Raw genomic sequence first — 22,630 nt, 5'->3', positions numbered from 1 at the left:
ACCTCCATCTTTAAGCTAATTCCAGCACAGCGCTGCGCCAACGGATATCTTCTGTTTGCTTACCAAACCATGCGAGTTCGTTATGCAATGCCGTCACCTCGCCAATCACAATCAACGCCGGTGAAGGCGCTTGTTGAGCCAGTGATTCAAGAGCATGTAATTGGCCTGTCACGACTTTTTGGCTCCCCCTTGTTCCGCAGCCAATAACAGCAACAGGCGTATCACTCGCACGTCCAAATTGAATCAGTTGTTCACTGATTTTGGCCGCTTTCACTGTTCCCATGTAAATGGCTAAGGTTTGTTGACCTCGCGCCAACCCCTGCCAATCCAAATCTGCTCCATTTGCACGGCAATGTCCGGTAATAAACGTGATACTTTGTGAATGTTCTCGATGAGTTAGTGGGATCCCCGCGTAGGCCGTCGCCCCAATTGCCGCTGTCACGCCCGGCACCACTTGGAAAGGGATCTCCGCTTTGGCGGCAACTTGTAACTCTTCACCTCCACGCCCAAAAATAAACGGATCCCCCCCTTTTAACCGCACTACTTTTTTACCTTGCTGAGCAAATTTCACGATCATTTCATTGGTTTCTTCTTGGGAAACGCTGTGATCACCTGCCCGTTTTCCCACACAGATTTTCTCTGCATCACGGCGCACCAACTCGAGGATCTCCTCACTCACCAAATTATCGTATAACACCACTTCTGCACTTTGTAATACTCTTAACCCTTTTAGGGTGAGTAGCCCCGCATCACCGGGGCCCGCACCGACTAAAATCAATTCGCCGAGATGATCTTTTTCATAAAGTTGGCACTCAAGTTGTTGTTCCGCTTCACTTAATAGCCCTTTTTCTACTAAAGAGGCAAACTGACCACTAAAACTTTTTTCCCAAAAACGCTTTCTTTCTCGCATATTGCTTAACGTCTCTTTGACTTTACTACGCCAGCGCCCTGCAATTTCAGCCATTTTCCCTAAAGACAATGGCAACATGGCTTCCAGTTTTTCTCGAAGTAAACGCGCTAACACAGGGGCTGTCCCACCAGAGGAAATCGCCACAATCACCGGGGAACGGTCAATAATCGAAGGGACGATAAACGAGCACAGCGGCTGATCATCAACAACATTGACAAAAATATTGCGCTCATTGGCATCGTAAAAAACGGTTTCATTAAGTAGCGCGTCATCCGTGGCCGCAATCACCAAAAAAGCGTCATCCAATAGGGAAGAACGGTACTCTTCAGCCAACCACACAAAATGATTATGCTGATGCTGCGTTTGTAATTGCACACATAATGATGGGGAGATAACAACTAGCTGAGCTTGTGCCTTGATGAGTAATTCAGCCTTGCGTGCTGCCACTACGCCGCCGCCAATTAGCACTACTTTGCGTGTACGTACATCGACAAATAACGGTAAATAATCCATCTTGCTCACCCATCGTTATACAAACAAATTATATGAAATATAAAATTGACTATATGGCGTAAAAGTTAATGTTTGAAATGCTAAAAAAATATGGCTTGTAACTGAAAGGAATAAGCCAAACTTTCACCAACTAACGATAAATACACCCCAAAAACAGCAAACAAATAAAACTTAACGAAAATTTTGTTTTTTATTGACAACCATTAAAAATAAACTGATAACTGTTTTTTGGATATAACTATCCCTTTGTAATTAAACAAATATTTTATTAAATCTGTCATTATTTACATTCTAAACGCAAGCTACAGTTTGAATGATGGACAATTAATACGCTAACTAATTCAAATGACTTTTAGGCAACAACAATATGCATCGGTACATATGCCAGACTAGTGCGAATGCACGCAGCCAACAACACTACAGCTTAAATTATGAACCAATTAATACTCTAAATAATTTACGTTGTAGCTAGGCGGCAAGTAAATGAGTCGCTAGGAGCATACACCAGTATGTGACTAGTGCGAATGCACGCAGCCAACAACACTACAGCTTAAATTATGAACCAATTAATACTCTAAATAATTTACGTTGTAGCTAGGCGGCAAGTAAATGAGTCGCTAGGAGCATACACCAGTATGTGACTAGTGCGAATGCACGCAGCCAACAACGCTACAGCTTAAATTATGAACCAATTAATACTCTAAATAATTTACGTTGTAGCTAGGCGGCAAGTAAATGAGTCGCTAGGAGCATACACCAGTATGTGACTAGTGCGAATGCACGCAGCCAACAACACTACAGCTTAAATTATGAACCAATTAATACTCTAAATAATTTACGTTGTAGCTAGGCGGCAAGTAAATGAGTCGCTAGGAGCATACACCAGTATGTGACTAGTGCGAATGCACGCAGCCAACAACGCTACAGCTTAAATTATGACGAGTATTTAGTTTTCATGAAGCCCGCACTCACGCTTCATGCCAAAAAAACGCGTGTCTTCTTCATTCATGCCTTCTTCCCATTTTCGAGTCGTATGGATATCGCCAACCGATAAATAGCCCTGTTCCCATAACGGATGGTAAGGCAAATTATGCTTTGTTAGATATTCATAAACTTGCTTATTATTCCAATCAATCACAGGTAGGATTTTAAAAATGCCTTTCCCTATCCCAAGCACTGGTAAATTAGCCCTACTCCCTGATTGTTCCCGTCTTAACCCTGCAAACCAACTTTGTGCTTGCAACTCATTTAGGGCTCTTTCCATTGGCTCAACTTTATTCAATTGGTTATAACGCTCTATGCCTTCAAGACCTTGCGTCCACAGCTGTCCATAGATAGCCTCTTGCCAAGCGGGGGTTTGCTTGGCGCGATAAACTTGCAAATTCAGTTGTAGCCTATCCGTTAATTGCTCAATAAACTGGTAAGTTTCAGGAAAAAGATAGCCTGTATCCGTCAAAATCACAGGGATTTCGGGCAATACTTGTGTCACCATATGCAACGTTAGTGCCGCTTGAATACCAAAACTGGATGACAACACAAACTGCGCAGGTAAATTATCTACTGCCCATTCAATTCGCTGCTGCGGCGTCTTATTTTCTAGTTGGGTATTCAACTCAGATAAATAGGCCGTTTGCTGCGTTTTATCTAACCCGACTAATGCGGAAAGCTGAAGTCGGCTCATTGTGCCTCCTTAACCTCATAGAAATCCACTGCGGAATTTAATACTGGCTTCACCACCGCAGTACGGATCAGAAAATCACCAAATCCCTCTTGCGCTAGACGATTTTTCGCCCAATCACCAATTAGCTCATCAAGGATGGATAAAATTTCGGCACTACTAATATTTTCACGATACATGCGAGGAATTCGGGTGCCTATCCGATTACCACCAAGGTGTAAGTTATACCTATCTAACGCTTTGCCCACTAACCCAACTTCCGCCAGCATCGCCCGCCCGCAGCCATTTGGGCACCCCGTAATACGTAAAACAATGTACTCATCTGCTACGTGGTGCGCCGCCATAATTTTTTCAACATGATGAGTAAACTCAGGTAAGAAGCGTTCTGCTTCTGCCATCGCCAAAGGACATGTAGGAAATGAAACACAAGCCATCGAATTTTCACGCTGGCGTGTAATCGTATCGCTCATTAACCCATGGGCTCTTGCAATCGCTTCGATAGCCGCTTTTTCACTTTCTGGTACACCGGCCACGATAAGATTTTGATTTGCCGTTAAACGAAAATCCCCTTGGTGAATACGGGCAATCTCTGCAACCCCTGTTTTCAATGGTTTGTCCGGCAAATCAATTAATCGACCATTTTCAATAAATAACGTGAGGTGCCAGCGATTGTCGATCCCTTTAAGCCAGCCAATTTTATCGCCACGCTCGGTAAATTCATAAGGACGAGTCGGTTCAAAACTTACTCCCGCGCGTTTCTCAACTTCAGCTTTAAAAGTATCGACACCGACACGCTCTAAGGTGTATTTGGTTTTGGCATTCTTGCGTTCAGTCCGGTTCCCCCAATCACGCTGCGTTGTGACTATCGCTTCAGCTATTGCCAGTGTTTTATCTAATGGAATAAACCCAAACTCACTGGCTAAGCGTGGAAATGTTGCGGTGTCCCCATGTGTCATTGCCAAGCCGCCGCCAACTAATACATTAAAGCCGATCAACTCACCCTGTTCAGCAATCGCAACAAAATTCATGTCATTTGCGTGCAAATCCACATCATTCAATGGTGGAATAACCACCGATGTTTTAAATTTTCGTGGTAAGTAGGTTTGCCCTAAAATCGGTTCTTCATCGGTTGTTGCCACTTTTTCTTTATCTAGCCAAATTTCGGCGTAGGCATTGGTACGAGGTAACAAATGTTCTGATATTTTCTTTGCCCATTCATAAGCTTGCTGATGTAACTCCGACTGCACAGGGTTAGAAGTACATAACACATTACGATTCACGTCATTCGCTGTTGCTAGTGCATCCAAACCGACATGGTTTAACATCTGATGGGCCGGTTTTACGTCCCCTTTAAGGATACCGTGGAACTGAAATGTTTGCCGATTAGTAATACGCACGCTGCCATACAATGTATGTTCTGAAGCAAATTTATCAATATCCAACCACTGCTTTGGCGTGATAATTCCCCCAGGCAAACGGCAACGCAACATCATTGCATGACGTGGCTCTAATTTTTGTTCAGCACGCTCGGCTCGAATATCACGATCGTCTTGTTGGTACATTCCATGAAAGCGGATCAATAAAAAATTATCCCCTTCAAAGCCGCCCGTTAAGCCGTTTTTCAAATCTTCCTTAATAGTGCCGCGCAAATAGTTACTGTCTTTCTTCATACGTTCGCTATCGGCCAATTTGCCTTCAACGATTAAGGGGTTGTGTTGCTGTTCATTGCTCATTAATAAACATCCCTCTGATAACGGCGCATTACGCGCAGCTCACTTAAAAATTCATCGGCGGCTTCGCTGTCCATGTTGCCGTACTGACCGATGATATCCAATAAAGCCTGTTCAACATCTTTCGCCATACGGTTTGCATCACCGCAGACGTAAATATGCGCCCCGTCTTGTAGCCATTGCCATACCGCCTCACCTTGTTCACGCAACTTGTCTTGTACATAGACTTTTTGGGGTTGGTCCCGCGACCAAGCCAAAGAAATTTGAGTTAATAACCCCTGTTTCACGTAGCGTTGCCATTCCACTTGATACAGAAAATCATCGACAAAATGGGGATTACCAAAAAATAACCAGTTTTTCCCTGTTGCGCCGTCATTATCCCGTTGCTGTAAAAATGCACGAAATGGCGCGATACCTGTACCCGGACCAATCATAATCACAGGGGTTGTGGGGTCAGTTGGTAAGCGAAAATTATCATTATGTTCTATAAAAATACGCAGTTCATCACCTTCCTTGAGTCTGTCAGCTAAAAACCCTGATGCCCCCCCAGTGCGAGGACGTCCATCAATGTCATAGCGAACAACCCCCACCGTCACATGGACTTCGTCTTCTGTTTCTGACTGAGATGATGAAATGGAATACAAGCGAGGTGTTAATGGACGCAGTAAATCAATAAACTCTTGCGCACTTGGTTGAGACGCCGCTTGGCGCACCATATCCACAATCGGCGTATTTTGCGCATAATGTAACATGGCGGATTTATCACTGATCAGCGATAACAATGCATCATCTTTAGAAAGTTGTGCATACTTTTCAACAATCACTGGGGTATTTTGTGTTAACTCTAATTGGTAAATCAGCGCATCACGCAACGAGTGACGCTGAGTGCCAATAAAGACGTCTTCATCACCTTTTAACCACAGTAAAGCCACCAGCTCATCCACTAAAGCGGGATCATTATCAAACCACACACCAAGGGCATCACCCGGCTGGTAACGCAGTCCTGAATCGCCCAAATCAATTTCAATGTGCCTCACGTCTTTTTGTGAATCACGGCTAGTGATTTTCTGGTTAGTGAGTAACGAAGCCGTTAATGGTGCCGTTTTACTGTAAGGTGAGGAGTGAATTTCATTAATACTCCCCTCTTGCCCAGACAATAATTGGCTTTCACTTTGTGCTGGCACGCGTTCTTTCAAGATCGTTGTTAAATTGTCAATCCATTCATTAGCGACAGCGTGATATTCAACGTCCGCATCAACTCGTTCAAATAATGGCTTTGCACCCAATAATGCGAGTTGTGAATCGAAATCCTTGCCCGCTTGGCAAAATTTTTCGTAGGAAGAATCTCCCAGGGCAAATACCGCGTATTGCGTTTGTGATAAATCCGGTGCTTTTTTCGAGAATAGGTATTTGTAGAGGGCTACAGCCTCTTCCGCTGGTTCACCTTCTCCTTGAGTTGACGCCACAATAATCAATACTTTTTCTTGATTAATCTGCTTAAATTTATAATCACCCGCGTTCACTAAATTGACATTAATTTTTTCACCGACTAAACGTTCTCTTAGCTGCTCTGATAAACGGCGGGCATTCCCCGTTTGTGAGGCAGAAATAATTGTCACGGTTTCTTGGACTGCAACAGGTGCACTCGCAGACACATCTGTCGTTTGATTTACCCTTCCCCACAAATAACCAGACAGCCACGCTAGCTGGTGGGATGAAAAATCATCGACTACCGTTTGTAAACGTGTTAGCTGCTCAGTTGATATTGGTAGCGATGCGAATGGTGGCTGTTTTTTTGTCATTATCCTGTAACCCCAAAGTTATTCATCTTTGAATTTTTCTCACAAGCAAACGAGCGAGGTAGGCAAATTAGCGCACTCACTCGGAAAAGATCTACAACCTACCGTTCAATCTTTTCCCTAAATAATTTAGGTAACAAAGAAAAAAATACCGTGTTACCGACAATACACAGGGTATACGATTAGGTTATAACAACCATCAATAACGGGATAAGAAACGATAGCCATAAATCATAACTAAAAAGCCTAAATGAAATACTCGATGGATCATATTGATAAAACAGGTTAGTCATAATTTGGCAAATAACGACAAGTTGCCGCAAAAATACAGTACAATACCCTGTTTATTAACCTTAAGGAGCCACTAATGAGCACAACTATCTATAAAGATTTCACATTCGAAGCCGCACACAAATTACCCCACGTTCCGGAGGGGCATAAGTGTGGGCGTCTTCATGGGCATTCTTTCATGGTGCGTTTAGAAATCACGGGTGAAGTGGATGCACACAGTGGCTGGATCATTGACTTTTCTGAGGTCAAAGCAATATTTAAACCCATTTGGGAACAACTGGATCACCATTATCTTAATGATATTGAAGGGTTAGAGAATCCAACAAGTGAAGTCTTAGCGCACTGGATTTGGCAGCAAACTAAACCTCATTTGCCGTTATTAAGCGCAGTTACCGTAAAGGAAACCTGCACAGCAGGCTGTGTTTATCGCGGGGAAGTTTAAATACTATAATCAATTCGGTCAATTTTACCCCAGCCATATTATTTTTTATGACTGGGGTTTCTATTATTGAATATTTAAATATTTATGTGTTTGAATCGATAGACGCCAATTACGCTGAATGCAGGTTTCAATACATAATTTCGTTGCGGCCTCTTTTTGGCTAATGGGTTGCAGTGCAACAATCGGTGGGTTGCTCGATGAACGTAACGCTAAAAGGGTATTGAGCGCCTCAATGTCTTTTTCCCGCGCAACAGGATGTTTAACTTCATTTGCCCGATTAACTGCCTGAGCTAATACTTCGAGCCCTCCTTTCATCCCCACTTTTGGTGAAACCGTTACCCAGGTTTTTTCTGAACATTGAATAGGGTAAGTCCCGCTAGTTTCAATTTGGCATTGATACCCCTGTCGTTCCAATGACTCAGTCAGTGGCGTTAAATCATAAATGCAGGGTTCTCCCCCTGTGATCACAATATGCTTTGCTGTAAATTGCTTTACCTGCATTAATTGAATTAATGCATCACTATTGGCCATCGCCCATGAGTCTGAATCAAGGGTCTTTAATGCGATATCACCGAGGGTAGTTTGTTTGTCTTGTTCTTTTTCCCACGTTTGTTTGGTATCGCACCAACTGCACCCTACAGGGCAGCCTTGTAAACGAATAAAAACCGCTGGAACACCAGTAAAAAACCCCTCTCCCTGCAATGTTTGGAAGATCTCGTTAATTGGGTATTTCATATCACTCCTAAATTAGTTAACTAAGTAGACATTATATTGCAGATATCTATCTCACGAACAAGGAAGTTTGTGATAATGTAGCCACCTAGGGTTCAACAATGTACGTCCAACTTAATTAACAATACCGAAACGACATTCGGAACGATATCTCCTAAGAAAAGACAGGAAAAGACATGCAAAGTAGTCAAACAAACCAACTCAGAAAGGGACTGAGTGTCAGGCACATTCGCTTTATGGCTTTAGGCTCTGCGATTGGAACTGGTTTATTCTATGGTTCCGCGTCCGCAATTCAAGCTGCGGGTCCTGCGGTTCTGCTCGCCTATATGGTCGGTGGTGCTGCTGTATTTATGGTCATGCGCGCTTTAGGTGAGATGGCTGTGCATCATCCTGTTCCCGGCTCTTTCTCACACTACGCTAGCCATTACATGGGACCTTTAGCTGGTTTCTTAACAGGTTGGAACTATGTCTTTGAAATGCTGGTTGTTTGCTTAGCAGATATCACCGCTTTTGGGATGTATATGGGGTTCTGGTTCCCCGATGTTGACCAGTGGATATGGGTGTTAAGCATCGTTTTATTCATCGGTGCGCTGAATTTATGTCACGTCAAAATCTTCGGTGAAATGGAATTCTGGCTGTCCATCGTGAAAGTCTCCGCCATCATTGCGATGATTGTCGGGGGAGCCTTCTTAATGTTTTATGGCTTTGGCCAAGAAACAGACCATGCTGTTGGTATCCATAACTTATGGGAACATGGCGGCTTTATGCCAAATGGTATCTCAGGGGTAATTGCTTCCCTTGCGATTGTGATGTTCGCTTTTGGTGGAATTGAAGTCATTGGGATCACTGCCAGCGAAGCACAAAACCCAGAAAAAACCATACCTAAAGCGATTAATGCAGTACCAATCCGTATCTTATTATTCTACGGATTGACCTTATTTATTCTAATGTGTATCTATCCATGGAACCAAGTTGGTCAAAACGGTAGCCCGTTTGTCCAAATTTTCTCCAGTTTAAACATTTCATCAGCCGCAAATATTTTAAATATTGTGGTCATCACAGCGGCAATATCTGCTATTAACAGTGATATTTTTGGTGCTGGTCGCATGATGTATGGCATGGCGCAAGATAAACAAGCACCTCAAGTTTTTACTAAGTTAACTAAAAATGGTGTGCCATGGGTAACAGTTTTAGTGATGTCTGTTGTGATGTTACTGGGGGTTTATCTCAACTACCTATTACCTGAGAAAATTTTCGTTATCATTGCCTCAATTGCAACTTTTGCAACGGTATGGGTTTGGTTGATGATCCTGTTATCTCAAGTCGCAATGCGCCGTAAAATGAGTAAGGAAGAAGTGAAAAAACTGAAATTCCCAGTACCATTTTGGCCTGTTGGACCTGCGATCACCATCGCCTTTATGGTGTTTGTTATCGCGTTACTGGGCTTTTTTAAAGATACACAAGTCGCATTATTGGTTGGGCTTGTGTGGGTGGGAATACTCAGTGTGGCATTTTTTATTATGCGTCAATTTCAAAGCAAATAATCATTAATATTCATAGCACAGAGCCCGATATCATGATGATATCGGGCTGTTTTAATTATGCTAGTGCTTGTTTCAAGTCTTCAATCAAATCCGTTGCGTTTTCTAACCCGATAGATAACCGGATTAATCCATCACTAATACCGTATTGCTTCCGCTCTTCAGCAGTGTAAGTTGAATGCGTCATACTTGCAGGATGCTGGGCAAGGGATTCACAATCCCCCAAACTAACCGCTCTCGCAAACAAATTTAAGCGATTCAAAAATTGCTTACCTGCTTCAAGTCCACCTTTAAGTTCAAATGCAATCATCCCACCGGGTAATCGCATTTGCTTTTGAGCCAGTTCATATTGGGTAAAACTTGGCAGCCCAGGATACATAACTTGAGCAACATGAGGATGCGCTGCCAAATACTCTGCAACGCTTTGTGTGTTTTCTACAATACGTTCCATACGAATAGACAGTGTTTTCATTCCCCGTAATACTAGGTTCGCATCGTGTGGAGAAAGACAAGCCCCTGTCATATCCTTTAGTCCCACCAGTCTAATTTTTTTCGCTAAATCCTCTGTTGTCACTACGGCCCCTGCCATCACATCGCCATGACCATTCATATATTTAGTTAGTGAATGAATAACGATGTCAGCGCCTAATTCTAATGGTTTTTGGATATAAGGAGTGCAATAGGTATTATCTACAACCGTCAATATTTCCTGCTGATGGGATTGACGATATTGATGTACAATATCGCTTATAGCTTTAATATCCACCAAACGCATATTCGGATTCGCAGGCGATTCAAAAAAAAGTACGCGCGTTTTATCTGTTAACTCACGAGCCACATTTTTTGGGGAGCTCATATCAATATGACGAACCTTTACACCAAAACGCGCTAAACCATGATGGAAAAAAGCATAAGTACAACCATATACGGTCATATCTACCAATAACTCATCACCAGGACTCAGTAACGTCCAAAGTGTCGATGTTATCGCCCCCATACCAGAAGAAAACACAATCCCCGCATCCCCTTCCTCTAAATCTGCAATACGCTTTTCTAATAGGCTTAACGTTGGATTATTAATACGAGTATAAATATAACCATTCGATTCGCCACTAAAACAGGCAGCACCTTCTTCTACACTTTCAAAAACATAGGTTGATGTCTGGTAAATAGGGGCCGTTAATGAACCTAAGTTTTTGGTTGGATCATAATAATTATGTATTACACGAGTATCAAAAGAATACAATTTATCTAAAATCATACCACCTCCGAAATATTATCCCTCCTGGGTTTTACTCAATCGAGAACCAACAATTTGTAAAGTTCGTAAAACGGTACTTATTCCACGTAATGTATCGGGATCTTTTAATAAATTATAAACGGATCGAAAATTATGTTTCTTTTCTGAATATTTGGCTTCCATCTTTGCCATATTATAAGCCGTACCCAACTCCCAAACAGGTGTTAACGTATCCTCAAAACTGTTTGCTAATTTTTCTACTGTACCTGTATCCATAATATCCACCAGATCAGATATTAAAGATAATAAATCAACAATATTATCAAATCGCTGTAAATATAATAATGGTGCTATTTTTTCCGCTAAATGGTTTGCTGGCTCGCTATTTAGTAATTCAAGAAGTTTTGCTTGCTGATCATTATTTGACATAATTATTCCCCTATTACACTAAACCACGAATAGCAGCCCAATAAATTCCTCGATTGAAACCATTTCTTAATAATCCGCCCACTTTGGTTGCTGGAGTAGGAATAACATCGTGTTTATAATCGTATTGTAATGGCATCCCCGCATTAAGCCCCATCTGTGCAACCGCTTGAACTCGCCCATCATAAATAGCGGATGGATAGCCATAGGTCAGTTCACCACAAATATTATCAGCAATAATTGCCGCCTGATTATGACAACTCCCCCCAGCTTTACTTATTGGTAAATCAACTGTATCACCAATGACATAAACACCATCTGTGCCATAAACTTGCATGGTTTCATGATCTGTTGGTAACCAACCTTCACCGTTTTTATGTTCACTTAAATTGGTATTGATAACCGCCTCAACTGCGGTGATCGGGGGAGTACTTATTAAAATATCAAAAGGTTGTTCATCCCCCTCTTTCGAATAAGCAATTTTTTTATCGGGATCAACTTTACTTAATGTAAAACCGCGTTGCGCTTTGATATTTTTAATATTAAAAATTTCAGGTATCGCCTCACATACCGGTTGTTGCAAAAATAGGCAATTCCTCAGTAATTGGGAAACTGTTGGGTAAGTATAAACAATTTCAATATTGTCCCTAACTCGTCGTTTACGTAAAAAATCATCAAGCATCAATGTTGTTTCCATTGGCGCGATACCGCATTGGTGAGGTACATTAGGTGTTTCAGGAAATGAAACTGTAATAAAAATACGCCCTTTTTCAATCTTAGCAATTTGGTCAGCTAATTTTCTCGCGGCATCATAAGCATAAAAATGATTTCCAATCTCTTTCAAACCTTCAATTCTATCTGGTCGTGGAACACAGCCTGTGGCGACAACTAAAAAATCATAATTATATTTTTTCCCACTCCTAGAGTGTAATTCTTTATTTTTAAAATCAAACGATTCTATTTTATCAATCTCTAATTGAATTTCAGGTCGTAATAGTGACCCTTGCTCTCTCATCAACTCATCTTTAAAGAATAAATTAAATGCAACATACATAAAAGCAGGTTTGTAATAATGAATTGGATTATCGGTAATGAGTGTGATTTTTATTTTTTTTGAAAAAATCTCTTTGTTTAATTTTCGAGACAATATATTCGCTAACATTGTCCCTCCTGTACCACCACCAACGATAACAATACTTTTCATAACATCTCCAAGCTAATAACTAAAAATAGGAAGATATCAATCACATTACTACATTAACATATTATAAATATAGTTTAATTTTAATTATTTCTAATACATTTAATTCAATATAATTCAATTAATAACAAGTAAAATTAATAACTTTTAAATATAAAAACCAATGAATAAGTTAATTATAAAAACTATCATCTATGTAATTACTTTTTGAAAATAAAAAATCAATAAGAATAATGACCTATGATTTTCCATCTAAATAAAACATCTTCTGCGATTTGACCATAACCAATATTATGCATAATTAAATTATTTTTATTATTTGCAGATTTTATAGATGTCACGATACCAATATGTGGTCTTCCATTGTCTAATCGCCATGTAACAATATCACCGGGTATATAGTCTTTTGGATCTTTGGTGATCGGTTTATTCTTTCCTTTACGAGAAAAAAACACTTCTAAATTAGGTACTCTGCGGTGATCAATATTGGTATCCGTTTTATGCAGCCCCCAAATACGCTGGCTCGGGTATTCGCTGAAGTTCGATTTCATATCTTCATGCACTAATTTTTGTAGATCGATACCTATTTTTCGGTAACTGCGTATCACGACATCAGAGCAAACACCATAATATTCAGGAACATCACCGTTAGGGTATGCTATTTGGCGATAGGCAGGATCATAAATGACTAACTGAGGAAGTTGCTCTGCATGTTTAGCTAATGCCATATTCGCACTGTTTGCCGTTTGAGATAAACAAAGCAATAAGAAAAAAAGTAATAACTTTGGCAAAAAAGATCCTCCATATGAATATATGGATAAATCTACAATAAAAACAGAGAAAAATAAGGTATGAAAATCTTAATTATTTAGGTACATCAAAGCGAGTTATTATTGGGTTATGATCAGACGCATCTGTGATTAATACTTTACTATCAATCGCTTTGAGTCCTCGATAAAAAATATAATCCAATGGACGGCCAAACGCTTTCGTGCGTAAATCCTCATCAAGAGCAATTTCTTTTAATCCAACTCTACGAATAAACCGTTTTAACGCATTCACCCTTTGCCGACTCCATGCATTGAAATCTCCAGCCAGAATAACAGGCCCTACATGCTTACCAATATGGATCCCAAGATTATTCAGTTGCCTTGTATAAACATCAACACCAAAGCTAAAATTGATAGCATGAACGTTTGCTACCATTAGTTGCTTTCCATTTGGTAAGGGATAAACCGTAATCAGAGCCGATTTAGCCAGGCGAAGCAAAGGCTCTTTTTCACGCAGCGGACAGCAATAAATAGGATGGGATGTTGCAAGAGTCATCACTCCCGATGGATGTGGGGAAAATGGGAGTGCAGGAACTTGATCTGCAATAAGCTGCTTTGAAGCAGCAAAAGAAATCAGTTCAGGGGACATTTGAGCTTCTTGGAGTAAAACTAATTTGCGATCTTTAACTAATTCACTCAGAGCGACTTTCCAATTAGGTCGTTGCTGTTTATAAATATTCCATGTCACAACATCCAGTGTTTCACCAGCAGCAAACAAAGGCAAACCAATTGGAAGAGATCCTCCTAACATATGAACAGGCATCGGCTGAATACGTTTAGCTGGTTGACCTGCTATATATCGAACAGAATAGGTTCTTTTCGCCAAATTCAACTTCCTACATTATGACAATGGAATGATAAAATTCTACACTTACTAATTAGGGTCTAGTATACCAAATCCACCATGTCCTCGCTTATCTAATTTAGTAAACTATTTTCTACTACTCGTAGATATCATCATTATCCGGCGCATTGCGACTTAATACTCTACCGCTTCTTATCCTACACACATTAAACAATCAATTAACACTTTGAAATATAAAATGATTTTTATTCACTTACATTTCATTTTCTATACTGACTTATTCAATGTGCGGTTACTCGCGACTTTATGCCGTTAATTATATTCATACGCTAAATATCGATAAGCAGCTATCATACATCAAGCTAGAGAAACAAATCATTGCCTAACCATTCTTGTGTTATTTCTTATCCATAAGCTCGGTCAGCGCGTAGCTAGCGTAGATTAAATAGCTATATCTATCGTTTAATCCGACCTCGCTCAATGCCCTATTTACTTACTAAATTGCAACAAAAACAGGGTCATTGACCAGGTAATTGCTAAGGGGACAAATCATTGCCTGACCATTCTTGTGCTATTTATTATCCATAAGCTCGGTCAGCGCGTATCTAGTGCAGACAAGATGGCTATATCTATCGTTTAATCCGAGCTCGCACTCAATGCCTTATTTGCTTTTTAACTAGCGAAAAACAGGGTCATTGAAAAGGTAACTGCTGAGGGGACAAATACTTGCTTTAACATTCTTTTGTATCCGTTATCCATAAGAGCAGTCAGCAAATGTCTAGCGCAGATAAGATGGCTATATCTATCGTTTAATCGGAGCTCGCTCTCAATGCCCTATTTGCAGATCGAGATAGCTAAAAAACGTGCTCACACGAAAGGTAATTGCTGAGGGGACAAATATTTGCCTGACTATTCTTGTACTATTAATTATCCATAAGAGCGGTCAGCGCGTGCCTAGCACAGATTAAATAGCTATACATATCAATTAATCCGAGCTCGCACTCAATGCCTTATTTGCACATCGAGATAGCTAAAAACGTGCTCGCACAAAAGGTAATTGCTCAGGTGACAAATCATTGCCTGACTATTCTTGTGCTATTTATTATCCATAAGCTCGGTCAGCGCGTAGCTAACGTAGATTAAATAGCTATACATATCGATTAATCTGAGCCTGTCTTCAATGCCCTATTTGTACATCGAGATAGCTAAAATTGTGCTTACACGAAAGGTAATTGCTCAGGTGACAAATCATTGCCTGACTATTCTTGTGCTATTTCTTATCCATAGGAGCAGTCAGCGCTTGTCTAGTATAGATAAGATAGAGACCAATACCGATTAATCTGAGCCTGTTTTCAATGCCCTATTTGTACATCGAGATAGCTAAAATTGTGCTCACACAAAAGGTAATTGCTAAGGTGACAAATCATTGCCTAACTATTCTTGTGCTATTTCTTATCCATAAGCTCGATCAGTGTGTAGCTAACGTAGATTAAATAGCTATATCTCTCGTTTAATCCGAGCTCACACTCAATGCTCTATTTGCACATCGAAATAGCTAAAAACGTGCTTACACAAAAGGTAATTGCGGAGGGGACTCATACTTGCCTTAGCATTCTTTTGTATCCGTTATCTATAAGAGCGGTCAGCGCGTAGCTAGCGCAGATTAAATAGTTATATCTATCGTTTAATCCGAGCTCGCACTCTATGCCCTATTTGCACATCGAAATAGCTAAAAAACGTGCTCACACAAAAGGTAATTGCTAAGGGGACTCATACTTGCCTTAGCATTCTTTTGTATCCCTTATTCATAAGGTTAGTCAGCGCGTGGCTAGCGCAGACAAGATAGCTATATCTATCGTTTAATCCGAGCTCGCTCTCAATGCCTTATTTGCTTTTTAACTAGCGAAAAACAGGGTCATTGAAAAGGTAATTGCTGAGAGGACTAGTACTTGCCTTAGCATTCTTTTGTATCCCTTATCCATAAGAGCGGTCAGCGCGTAGCTAGCGCAGACAAGATGGCTATCTATCATTTAATCCGAGCTCGCACTCAATGCTCTAATTGCACATCGAAATAGCTAAAAAACGTGCTCACACAAAAGGTAATTGCTGAGGGGACTCATACTTGCCTGATTATTCTTGTTGTATCCCTTATTCATAAGGTTAGTCAGCGCGTGGCTAACGTAGATTAAATAGCTATACATATCAATTAATCCGAGCTCACACTCAATGCCTTATTTGATTATTAAATTGCGACAAAAACAGGGGAATTGACAAGGTAATTGCTAAGGGGATATATAATACGATTATCATTGCTGGGTTAAAAATTGCAGCCTTGCGGCTGAACCCATTTTATCGTGATTTACCCAGTACTGGCTGTGCTTGATGCAATGATTTTATTAGCTTACCATTCGCCAAACGCAAAAAAGCCACCCATTGGGTGGCTTTCTCACTAATTTAATGTCTGGCAGTTCCCTACTCTCACATGGGGAGACCCCACACTACCATCGGCGCTACGGCGTTTCACTGCTGAGTTCGGCATGGGGTCAGGTGGGACCACCGCGCTATTGCCGCCAGACAAATTCTGTCTCTTCCCGTTTAGTTATCTTTCACTAAACCAGAAGTGCAATCTTGAACAAGCTGTTGTGTCCTTCACCTTTCGGCTTCTCACCCTCTTGAATATCAACACACTCTCTCTAAAACACCTTCGGTGTTGTCAGGTTAAGCCTCACGGTTCATTAGTATTGGTTAGCTCAACGTATCGCTACGCTTACACACCCAACCTATCAACGTCTTAGTCTTAAACGTTCCTTTAGGACCCTTTAAGAGTCAGGGAAGACTCATCTCAAGGCAAGTTTCCCGCTTAGATGCTTTCAGCGGTTATCTTTTCCGCACTTAGCTACCGGGCAGTGCCATTGGCATGACAACCCGAACACCAGTGGTGCGTCCACTCCGGTCCTCTCGTACTAGGAGCAGCCCCTTTCAATCTTCCAACGCCCACGGCAGATAGGGACCGAACTGTCTCACGACGTTCTAAACCCAGCTCGCGTACCACTTTAAACGGCGAACAGCCGTACCCTTGGGACCTACTTCAGCCCCAGGATGTGATGAGCCGACATCGAGGTGCCAAACACCGCCGTCGATATGAACTCTTGGGCGGTATCAGCCTGTTATCCCCGGAGTACCTTTTATCCGTTGAGCGATGGCCCTTCCATTCAGAACCACCGGATCACTAAGACCTACTTTCGTACCTGCTCGAGCCGTCACTCTCGCAGTCAAGCTGGCTTATGCCTTTGCACTAACCGCATGATGTCCGACCATGCTTAGCCAACCTTCGTGCTCCTCCGTTACTCTTTGGGAGGAGACCGCCCCAGTCAAACTACCCACCAGACACTGTCCGCACCCCGGATCACGGGGCAACGTTAGAACATCAAACATTAAAGGGTGGTATTTCAAGGTTGGCTCCACGCAGACTGGCGTCCACGCTTCTAAGCCTCCCACCTATCCTACACATCAAGGCTCAATGTTCAGTGTCAAGCTATAGTAAAGGTTCACGGGGTCTTTCCGTCTTGCCGCGGGTACACTGCATCTTCACAGCGAGTTCAATTTCACTGAGTCTCGGGTGGAGACAGCCTGGCCATCATTACGCCATTCGTGCAGGTCGGAACTTACCCGACAAGGAATTTCGCTACCTTAGGACCGTTATAGTTACGGCCGCCGTTTACTGGGGCTTCGATCAAGAGCTTCTCCTTACGGATAACCCCATCAATTAACCTTCCAGCACCGGGCAGGCGTCACACCGTATACGTCCACTTTCGTGTTTGCACAGTGCTGTGTTTTTAATAAACAGTTGCAGCCAGCTGGTATCTGCGACTGGCTTCAGCTCCATGGGTAAACCACTTCACCTAATGCCAGCGTGCCTTCTCCCGAAGTTACGGCACCATTTTGCCTAGTTCCTTCACCCGAGTTCTCTCAAGCGCCTGAGTATTCTCTACCTGACCACCTGTGTCGGTTTGGGGTACGATTAATGATAATCTAGAGCTTAGAGGCTTTTCCTGGAAGCGGGGCATGAGCTACTTCGCCACCGTAGTGACTCGTCATCAGATCTCAGTGTATAGTGAACCGGATTTGCCTAATTCACCCACCTACATCCTTAAACCGGGACAACCGTCGCCCGGCCAGCCTAGCCTTCTCCGTCCCCCCATCGCAATTATCACTAGTACGGGAATATTAACCCGTTTCCCATCGACTACGCATTTCTGCCTCGCCTTAGGGGTCGACTCACCCTGCCCCGATTAACGTTGGACAGGAACCCTTGGTCTTCCGGCGTGCGGGTTTTTCACCCGCATTATCGTTACTTATGTCAGCATTCGCACTTCTGATACCTCCAGCATACCTCACAGTACACCTTCACAGGCTTACAGAACGCTCCCCTACCCAACGAACGTATCCTTAAACTGACTCGCCGTGCGTTGCCGCCTCGACTTTAATGAACGCATTGACGTCACTGCGTTCCGTCAATCGTTTTGATACTTATGTATCACTTAATCAGTATGTGTCGTGTGCTTTACCGCCTCGACTTTGATAAACGCATTGACGTCACTGCGTTCCGTCAATCGTTTTGATACATTGCAGTACCACTTAATCAGTTTAAGTGATACGTTCGCTGCCGCAGCTTCGGTGCATAGTTTAGCCCCGTTACATCTTCCGCGCAGGCCGACTCGACCAGTGAGCTATTACGCTTTCTTTAAATGATGGCTGCTTCTAAGCCAACATCCTGGCTGTCTGAGCCTTCCCACTTCGTTTCCCACTTAACTATGACTTTGGGACCTTAGCTGGCGGTCTGGGTTGTTTCCCTCTTCACGACGAACGTTAGCACCCGCCGTGTGTCTCCCGTGATAACATTCTTCGGTATTCGTAGTTTGCATCGAGTTGGTAAGTCGGGATGACCCCCTAGTCGAAACAGTGCTCTACCCCCGAAGATGAGTTCACGAGGCGCTACCTAAATAGCTTTCGGGGAGAACCAGCTATCTCCCGGTTTGATTGGCCTTTCACCCCCAGCCACAAGTCATCCGCTAATTTTTCAACATTAGTCGGTTCGGTCCTCCAGTTAGTGTTACCCAACCTTCAACCTGCCCATGGCTAGATCACCGGGTTTCGGGTCTATACCCTGCAACTCATTCGCCCAGTTAAGACTCGGTTTCCCTACGGCTCCCCTATTCGGTTAACCTTGCTACAGAATATAAGTCGCTGACCCATTATACAAAAGGTACGCAGTCACCCCATCCTCAAATGTCCCGCTTGCCTTGCCGTCCAATCTTGCCCGATTTTTTAACTTCCGCTGCTCATGGACTTCTATGTCCACTGCGCGGCGGCTTGAAAAAATCGACCAACCTTGTTAGCCAATGCTGCGCTGCTCTTGTGGTGGTGTTTTAAGCCATCACTCAATTGCCGAGGCACTTGAGTGATGGGGCTCCCACTGCTTGTACGTACACGGTTTCAGGTTCTATTTCACTCCCCTCGCCGGGGTTCTTTTCGCCTTTCCCTCACGGTACTGGTTCACTATCGGTCAATCAGGAGTATTTAGCCTTGGAGGATGGTCCCCCCATATTCAGACAGGATAACACGTGTCCCGCCCTACTCGTCGAGTTCACAACACCAACACCTTCGGATACGGGGCTATCACCCTTTACTGCCGGACTTTCCAGACCGTTCTCCTGATGCTGATGCTGATTAAGACTCTGGGCTGCTCCCCGTTCGCTCGCCGCTACTAGGGGAATCTCGGTTGATTTCTTTTCCTCGAGGTACTGAGATGTTTCAGTTCCCTCGGTTCGCCTCGTTTGACTATGGATTCATCAAACGATAGTGCAACGAATTGCACTGGGTTTCCCCATTCGGATATCGTCGGTTATAACGGTTCATATCACCTTGCCGACGCTTTTCGCAGATTAGCACGTCCTTCATCGCCTCTGATTGCCTAGGCATCCACCGTGTACGCTTAGTCGCTTAACCTCACAACCCGAAGGTGTCTTTTCGTGTCATTCTGACGGGTAATGGCTGCGCGTGCATCGATTCTATGTTGGGCAGTGCTCGCAATGCTCACGTACTCATGTACGCTGCGCTTGCTGTGCGCTGGCCGCCTTGAATCGCTGACTGCTCGCTCATTACGTTTTGCCATCATGACAAAGAACATCTTGAGTTGAGATTTTTGAGAGACTCTCACATCGTTTAAGCGATAAACGATGTGCGTTGTTTTCAATTTTCAGCTTGTTCCAGATTGTTAAAGAGCATAATTATTCGCAATAGACTATTGCTAATCTATTCTGAATAATCAGAAAAATTATGGTGGAGCTAAGCGGGATCGAACCGCTGACCTCCTGCGTGCAAGGCAGGCGCTCTCCCAGCTGAGCTATAGCCCCATAAAGGTTTTTCGGTATCAATCAATCTCCTGATAAGATTTTTTTCTTACTCGGAGGTCTTTTTTCTTAGGCAAGGCATGGATTAGCGACGTTTACTTGAGTAAACGAGCTGAGCCATAACGCAGCATAAGAGAAAAGTGGTAGGCCTGAGTGGACTTGAACCACCGACCTCACCCTTATCAGGGGTGCGCTCTAACCACCTGAGCTACAAGCCTATCGATACCGCTACTCTATTTCATCAGACAATCTGTGTGAGCACTTCACAAATACACTTCAATGGTAAGGAGGTGATCCAACCGCAGGTTCCCCTACGGTTACCTTGTTACGACTTCACCCCAGTCATGAATCACAAAGTGGTAAGCGCCCTCCCGAAGGTTAAGCTACCTACTTCTTTTGCAACCCACTCCCATGGTGTGACGGGCGGTGTGTACAAGGCCCGGGAACGTATTCACCGTAGCATTCTGATCTACGATTACTAGCGATTCCGACTTCATGGAGTCGAGTTGCAGACTCCAATCCGGACTACGACGCACTTTATGAGTTCCGCTTGCTCTCGCGAGGTCGCTTCTCTTTGTATACGCCATTGTAGCACGTGTGTAGCCCTACTCGTAAGGGCCATGATGACTTGACGTCATCCCCACCTTCCTCCGGTTTATCACCGGCAGTCTCCTTTGAGTTCCCGACCGTATCGCTGGCAACAAAGGATAAGGGTTGCGCTCGTTGCGGGACTTAACCCAACATTTCACAACACGAGCTGACGACAGCCATGCAGCACCTGTCTCAGAGTTCCCGAAGGCACCAAAGCATCTCTGCTAAGTTCTCTGGATGTCAAGAGTAGGTAAGGTTCTTCGCGTTGCATCGAATTAAACCACATGCTCCACCGCTTGTGCGGGCCCCCGTCAATTCATTTGAGTTTTAACCTTGCGGCCGTACTCCCCAGGCGGTCGATTTAACGCGTTAGCTCCGGAAGCCACTCCTCTAGGGAACAACCTCCAAATCGACATCGTTTACAGCGTGGACTACCAGGGTATCTAATCCTGTTTGCTCCCCACGCTTTCGCACCTGAGCGTCAGTCTTTGTCCAGGGGGCCGCCTTCGCCACCGGTATTCCTCCACATCTCTACGCATTTCACCGCTACACATGGAATTCTACCCCCCTCTACAAGACTCTAGCTGACCAGTCTTAGATGCCATTCCCAGGTTAAGCCCGGGGATTTCACATCTAACTTAATCAACCGCCTGCGTGCGCTTTACGCCCAGTAATTCCGATTAACGCTTGCACCCTCCGTATTACCGCGGCTGCTGGCACGGAGTTAGCCGGTGCTTCTTCTGTCGGTAACGTCAATCGTTGATGATATTAGCATCAACGCCTTCCTCCCGACTGAAAGTACTTTACAACCCTAGGGCCTTCTTCATACACGCGGCATGGCTGCATCAGGCTTGCGCCCATTGTGCAATATTCCCCACTGCTGCCTCCCGTAGGAGTCTGGGCCGTGTCTCAGTCCCAGTGTGGCTGATCATCCTCTCAGACCAGCTAGGGATCGTCGCCTAGGTGAGCCATTACCTCACCTACTAGCTAATCCCATATGGGTTCATCCGATAGCGCAAGGACCGAAGTTCCCCTGCTTTGCTCCTTAGAGATTATGCGGTATTAGCCACCGTTTCCAGTGGTTATCCCCCTCTATCGGGCAGATCCCCATACATTACTCACCCGTCCGCCGCTCGTCAGCGGGAAGCAAGCTTCCCCTGTTACCGCTCGACTTGCATGTGTTAGGCCTGCCGCCAGCGTTCAATCTGAGCCATGATCAAACTCTTCAATTAAAAAGCTTGATGCTCAAAGAATGTTACTGTCTCGTAACGCTCTTTTGTTCGGTTAACTTTGTCAGCTGCGCATCGCTTCACCTCGCCGTACTTAAGTACTGTCTCGGTTCATCGCTGCTTGCTTTCGCGTTACCCTTCCAAAATAACGTTACTACCTATTAAGTTCATATATATGAATTAACGTGTTAGTCACTCTTCAAGACTTAAAATCAAATATTTTTTTGATAGTGTCCTGTGAGTGCCCACACAGATTGTC

Annotated in this window: 12 protein-coding genes, 2 tRNA genes and 3 rRNA genes; 2 read left to right on the top strand and 15 right to left on the bottom strand. The window is 43.4% G+C overall.

Annotated elements, in window-relative coordinates:
* Window positions 1-10 precede the first annotated feature (10 nt).
* From cysG to cysJ, 4 genes are all read right to left on the bottom strand, one after another.
* On the bottom strand, window positions 11-1,423 hold the full coding sequence (gene cysG, locus AB6N04_RS01310) for a siroheme synthase CysG (RefSeq protein WP_369310148.1): 1,413 nt from the start codon (window positions 1,421-1,423) through the stop codon (window positions 11-13).
* A 946-nt stretch (window positions 1,424-2,369) separates the two neighbouring features.
* On the bottom strand, window positions 2,370-3,104 hold the full coding sequence (gene cysH, locus AB6N04_RS01305) for a phosphoadenosine phosphosulfate reductase (protein WP_369310147.1): 735 nt from the start codon (window positions 3,102-3,104) through the stop codon (window positions 2,370-2,372).
* Entirely contained in the window at window positions 3,101-4,834 is a 1,734-nt protein-coding gene (gene cysI, locus AB6N04_RS01300; RefSeq protein ID WP_369310146.1) for an assimilatory sulfite reductase (NADPH) hemoprotein subunit, read from the bottom strand. The genes cysH and cysI overlap by 4 nt, the downstream gene beginning before the upstream one ends.
* A complete protein-coding gene (gene cysJ / locus AB6N04_RS01295) occupies window positions 4,834-6,633 on the bottom strand; it encodes an NADPH-dependent assimilatory sulfite reductase flavoprotein subunit (protein WP_369310145.1) in 1,800 nt (599 codons plus the stop codon). The genes cysI and cysJ overlap by 1 nt, the downstream gene beginning before the upstream one ends.
* A gap of 364 nt (window positions 6,634-6,997) precedes the next feature.
* Here cysJ and queD point away from each other — a divergent pair, with 364 nt between their 5' ends.
* Window positions 6,998-7,363 carry a 6-carboxytetrahydropterin synthase QueD gene (queD, locus tag AB6N04_RS01290; RefSeq protein ID WP_369310144.1) on the top strand — a complete coding sequence of 122 codons (366 nt, stop codon included), beginning with the start codon at window positions 6,998-7,000 and terminating at the stop codon, window positions 7,361-7,363.
* A 63-nt stretch (window positions 7,364-7,426) separates the two neighbouring features.
* Here the strand turns inward: queD and queE are convergent, their stop codons facing one another.
* Window positions 7,427-8,098, bottom strand: coding sequence for a 7-carboxy-7-deazaguanine synthase QueE (gene queE / locus AB6N04_RS01285; protein WP_369310143.1), 672 nt, complete (start codon window positions 8,096-8,098; stop codon window positions 7,427-7,429).
* Between the two features lie 173 nt (window positions 8,099-8,271).
* On the opposite strand from queE, the gene AB6N04_RS01280 reads away from it, so the two are divergent.
* The gene (locus AB6N04_RS01280; RefSeq protein ID WP_369310142.1) at window positions 8,272-9,639 is read left to right on the top strand and encodes an amino acid permease; all 1,368 of its coding nucleotides are present in this window, start codon (window positions 8,272-8,274) and stop codon (window positions 9,637-9,639) included.
* Window positions 9,640-9,694: 55 nt separating this feature from the next.
* Here AB6N04_RS01280 and megL read toward each other — a convergent pair whose 3' ends face one another.
* From megL to AB6N04_RS01230, 10 genes are all read right to left on the bottom strand, one after another.
* Complete coding sequence (megL, locus tag AB6N04_RS01275) at window positions 9,695-10,897, bottom strand: methionine gamma-lyase (RefSeq protein WP_369310141.1); 1,203 nt, start codon at window positions 10,895-10,897, stop codon at window positions 9,695-9,697.
* Between the two features lie 15 nt (window positions 10,898-10,912).
* Window positions 10,913-11,305 (bottom strand): hypothetical protein, encoded by a 393-nt coding sequence (locus AB6N04_RS01270; protein ID WP_369310140.1) that lies wholly within the window; start codon window positions 11,303-11,305, stop codon window positions 10,913-10,915.
* Between the two features lie 13 nt (window positions 11,306-11,318).
* Window positions 11,319-12,506: an FAD/NAD(P)-binding oxidoreductase gene (locus AB6N04_RS01265; protein ID WP_369310139.1), complete on the bottom strand. Its 1,188-nt coding sequence runs from the start codon at window positions 12,504-12,506 to the stop codon at window positions 11,319-11,321.
* Between the two features lie 218 nt (window positions 12,507-12,724).
* Window positions 12,725-13,231 (bottom strand): DUF1287 domain-containing protein, encoded by a 507-nt coding sequence (locus AB6N04_RS01260; RefSeq protein WP_369311928.1) that lies wholly within the window; start codon window positions 13,229-13,231, stop codon window positions 12,725-12,727.
* A 136-nt stretch (window positions 13,232-13,367) separates the two neighbouring features.
* Window positions 13,368-14,159, bottom strand: a complete 792-nt coding sequence (locus AB6N04_RS01255) for an endonuclease/exonuclease/phosphatase family protein (protein ID WP_369310138.1) — start codon at window positions 14,157-14,159, stop codon at window positions 13,368-13,370.
* 2,438 nt (window positions 14,160-16,597) lie between these two features.
* Window positions 16,598-16,713, bottom strand: a 5S ribosomal RNA gene (gene rrf, locus AB6N04_RS01250).
* Window positions 16,714-16,852: 139 nt separating this feature from the next.
* Window positions 16,853-20,147, bottom strand: a 23S ribosomal RNA gene (locus AB6N04_RS01245).
* Window positions 20,148-20,478: 331 nt separating this feature from the next.
* Window positions 20,479-20,554: transfer RNA gene (locus tag AB6N04_RS01240), tRNA-Ala, on the bottom strand.
* A 138-nt stretch (window positions 20,555-20,692) separates the two neighbouring features.
* Window positions 20,693-20,769 (bottom strand) — tRNA-Ile (locus AB6N04_RS01235).
* A gap of 65 nt (window positions 20,770-20,834) precedes the next feature.
* A 16S ribosomal RNA gene (locus AB6N04_RS01230) occupies window positions 20,835-22,374 on the bottom strand.
* Together the 16S, 23S and 5S rRNA genes with 2 tRNA genes alongside form the textbook arrangement of a ribosomal RNA operon.
* Window positions 22,375-22,630: the final 256 nt, after the last annotated feature.

Origin of the sequence: Providencia rettgeri (assembly GCF_041075285.1) — a bacterium.
GTDB lineage: Bacteria > Pseudomonadota > Gammaproteobacteria > Enterobacterales > Enterobacteriaceae > Providencia > Providencia rettgeri_G.
Note: the sequence above shows the minus strand (reverse complement) of the source record. Positions and strands in the feature narration are given on the sequence as shown.

What these genes read in the sequence shown, in the direction of transcription:
- cysJ (WP_369310145.1), bottom strand. Translation starts at nt 6,633, where the DNA reads ATGACAAAAAAACAGCCACCATTCGCATCGCTACCAATATCAACTGAG.
- queE (WP_369310143.1), bottom strand. Translation starts at nt 8,098, where the DNA reads ATGAAATACCCAATTAACGAGATCTTCCAAACATTGCAGGGAGAGGGG.
- AB6N04_RS01270 (WP_369310140.1), bottom strand. Translation starts at nt 11,305, where the DNA reads ATGTCAAATAATGATCAGCAAGCAAAACTTCTTGAATTACTAAATAGC.
- queD (WP_369310144.1), top strand. Translation starts at nt 6,998, where the DNA reads ATGAGCACAACTATCTATAAAGATTTCACATTCGAAGCCGCACACAAA.
- cysG (WP_369310148.1), bottom strand. Translation starts at nt 1,423, where the DNA reads ATGGATTATTTACCGTTATTTGTCGATGTACGTACACGCAAAGTAGTG.
- AB6N04_RS01265 (WP_369310139.1), bottom strand. Translation starts at nt 12,506, where the DNA reads ATGAAAAGTATTGTTATCGTTGGTGGTGGTACAGGAGGGACAATGTTA.
- cysH (WP_369310147.1), bottom strand. Translation starts at nt 3,104, where the DNA reads ATGAGCCGACTTCAGCTTTCCGCATTAGTCGGGTTAGATAAAACGCAG.
- AB6N04_RS01280 (WP_369310142.1), top strand. Translation starts at nt 8,272, where the DNA reads ATGCAAAGTAGTCAAACAAACCAACTCAGAAAGGGACTGAGTGTCAGG.
- megL (WP_369310141.1), bottom strand. Translation starts at nt 10,897, where the DNA reads ATGATTTTAGATAAATTGTATTCTTTTGATACTCGTGTAATACATAAT.
- cysI (WP_369310146.1), bottom strand. Translation starts at nt 4,834, where the DNA reads ATGAGCAATGAACAGCAACACAACCCCTTAATCGTTGAAGGCAAATTG.
- AB6N04_RS01260 (WP_369311928.1), bottom strand. Translation starts at nt 13,231, where the DNA reads ATGGCATTAGCTAAACATGCAGAGCAACTTCCTCAGTTAGTCATTTAT.